Raw genomic sequence first — 2,687 nt, forward strand, 5'->3', positions numbered from 1 at the left:
GACGGTCGTCTCGCCGGGGCGCGATCCGCCCCGGCGAGACGACCGTCGTACTGCTGACGGGCTCGGGACTCAAGGCGGCGACCGCGATGAACGCCCTCTTCACCGATCAAGGCTTCACCGACCAAGGTTTCACCGACCAAGGCTTCGCCGATCAGGGAGGCAGACCATGACCGCCGAGGACGACCTGCTGCTGCGCGAGGCCGAGAAGATCGTCGTCGCCATCGGCCGGATGTTCCCGGGCCTGTGCGAGGTCGTGCTCCACGATCTGCGCGACCCCGAACACGCCATCCGGGCCATAGAGAGCAATCTCTCCGGCCGCTCCGTCGGCGACCCCGCCACCGAACTCGGCATCGCCCGCATCCAGGACCCCGGCTTCCCGGACATCGTCCAGAACTACCCCAACCGCTTCCCCGACGGACGCCCGGCCAAAAGCACCTCGATCGGCATCAAGAACAGCGCGGGCGAATACATCGCCGCCATCTGCCTCAACCTCGACGTCTCGCTGTTCGCCAGCGTCGCCCGCAGCCTCAACAACCTGGTCAGGACCGACGACCAGGAACAGCCCCTCACCGAAACCCTGCGCGCCCGCACCGCCGACGAACTCCGCACCGTCATCGAGGAATTCGCCGCGGCCCGCGGCCACACCCCGCGCAGCCTCGGCTCCGCCGCGAAGAAAGAGCTCGTACGCTCCCTCAAGACCCGCGGCTTTCTTCAGGTCAAGCACTCCGTGCAGGTGGTGACGGAGCTGCTGGGGGTGTCCAGGGCGACGGTCTACAACTACCTCCGCTCAGCCGACTAGACGCGCCCTGTGTGGGTTGTCGACCAGCGCAATTCCGCCGACCACATGCTCCAGATAGGCCGGGTGGCTCATCGTGAACGTAAAGTCGCTGTAGGGCTGTTGGTCAAAGGGCCGGGTGCCCACCAGCATCCATGTCTGCCACTCCGACAGATCGGCCTCGCCCTCCAGCCCGGCGATATCGTCGAGGTCTCCCTCCTCCCATGGCTGGTCCGGGTGTTCCAGCGCCACGACCTCACTCCACAGGGGGACGTTACGGATCGGGCTCTTCTCGTAGGAAGTCACGATCTCGGCGGCTCGCTCGTAGAAAGTCACAATGGGCGCCCTTTCCCCCTGGAAGGCGATGGCCGACGACGGTTGCCGCAGCGCCATGACGGTAACCACTCGCACCGACAACGGCGTACGGCCCGCACCGCGACGACTCACCTTGACGACTCACACCGGCCCCGGCAGATCCATCGACGCGAGCCTGGCCGGATCGATCACGACCGCGATACGGGCGATCCGGCCCTCGACGACGGTGAACGCCATGACCGAGAGCGGGGTGCCGTCCTCGTGCCAGGACACGATCCCGGGCTCCCCGTTGACGAGCGCAGCCCGCCCGCGCGGGGCCGTGCCGGCGGACAGTCGCGCTCTGGCGGCGACCTGGGTGGCGCCGAGGACAACGGCCACACCATCGGGGGTTTCGACGGTCAACCGCACCTCGGGGTCGAGTACGCGCAGCAACCCCTCGAAGTCGCCATGGCGAGCCGCCGCCAGGAATGCCTCGACCACCGCTCGCTGCTCCCGCCCTCCGGATGCCGGCCGCTGGGCCGTGTGCACTTTCCGACGGGCGCGGCTGGCGAGCATCTTGGTAGCGGCAGTGGACTTGCCGAGGATCTGGCTGATCTCGTCGAACGGCACCGCGAACAGGTCATGCAGTACGAACGCCAGCCGCTCGCTCGGCCCGAGCGAATCCAGGACGACGAGAAGCGCGAGCCCGACCGAGTCGACGAGCGCCACATCGTCCTCCGGTGCCGGTCCGTCGTCGACCGTCACCACGAGCTCGGGCAGCCGGTCGTCGTAGGACGCCGCGGGGTGGGCCTGGCGCGAACGCAGGACATCGAGGCTGATCCGCCCGACCACCGTGGTCAGCCAGCCGGCGAGGTTGTGGATGGCCGCCGTGTCCTGGCGGGAGAGCCGCAGCCAGGCCTCCTGCACCGCGTCCTCGGCGTCGGCATGCGATCCCAGCATGCGGTAGGCGACCGCGCGCAACCGGCCGCGCTGGGCCTCGAACGCCTCGGCCACCGGGTCCGTCGTGCTGGTGTCGGGCATGTTGTTACCTTCCTCGGATCCGCTCCGTCATGGGGATGACGTGCCCGGACGGGCACAGGTAACCGATGAAGGAGCGAGATCGATGGAAGCACGCATGAACGGCCCGGTGAACGCCGATGTCCTCACCGGGATCCAACACCTCATGAAGGCGATTCACGGCTCCGGCGCCGACCCGCTCGTACTCGAACTGGTCCATCTGCGCGCCAGCCAGATCAACGGCTGCAGCCCGTGCGTCTTCGCCGGCGTCGAGTCTGCGAAGAAGCACGGAGAGACCGATGAGCGGCTGCACAACGTGGTCACATGGCGCGAGACGCCTTTCTTCAGCGAGGAGGAGCGGGCAGCGCTCGCCCTGACCGAGGCCGCCACTCGGATCCAGGACGGCGCGCCGGGGGTGACCGACGAGATCTGGGACGCCGCCGCCGACCACTTCGACGAGAAGCAGCTGTCCGCGATCATCATGAACATCGCGATGACCAACTTCTTCAACCGGATCAACCGCGCGACCCGAGAGCAGGCCGGCAAGACCTGGTGAGTTGAGCGGGGCGTCATCCGCCCCGGGGCCGCGGGATCCCGCGGC

Annotated in this window: 4 protein-coding genes; 2 read left to right on the forward strand and 2 right to left on the reverse strand. The window is 68.1% G+C overall.

Annotation, left to right across the window (positions count from 1 at the left end; translation table 11 throughout):
• The first annotated feature begins 166 nt into the window (after positions 1-166).
• Entirely contained in the window at positions 167-799 is a 633-nt protein-coding gene (locus CCN51_RS19115) for a helix-turn-helix transcriptional regulator (protein WP_014180295.1), read from the forward strand.
• Here the strand turns inward: CCN51_RS19115 and CCN51_RS19120 are convergent.
• Positions 788-1,168, reverse strand: coding sequence for a hypothetical protein (locus CCN51_RS19120; protein ID WP_014180294.1), 381 nt, complete (start codon positions 1,166-1,168; stop codon positions 788-790). The two genes, CCN51_RS19115 and CCN51_RS19120, sit on opposite strands and share 12 nt — an antisense overlap.
• A gap of 63 nt (positions 1,169-1,231) precedes the next feature.
• Complete coding sequence (locus tag CCN51_RS19125; RefSeq protein WP_014180293.1) at positions 1,232-2,110, reverse strand: sigma-70 family RNA polymerase sigma factor; 879 nt, start codon at positions 2,108-2,110, stop codon at positions 1,232-1,234.
• Between the two features lie 82 nt (positions 2,111-2,192).
• On the opposite strand from CCN51_RS19125, the gene CCN51_RS19130 reads away from it, so the two are divergent.
• Positions 2,193-2,642 (forward strand): carboxymuconolactone decarboxylase family protein, encoded by a 450-nt coding sequence (locus CCN51_RS19130; protein ID WP_014180292.1) that lies wholly within the window; start codon positions 2,193-2,195, stop codon positions 2,640-2,642.
• Positions 2,643-2,687 lie beyond the last annotated feature (45 nt).

Source organism: Streptomyces milbemycinicus, assembly GCF_002154605.1.
In the GTDB taxonomy this organism is placed as follows: domain Bacteria; phylum Actinomycetota; class Actinomycetes; order Streptomycetales; family Streptomycetaceae; genus Streptomyces; species Streptomyces milbemycinicus.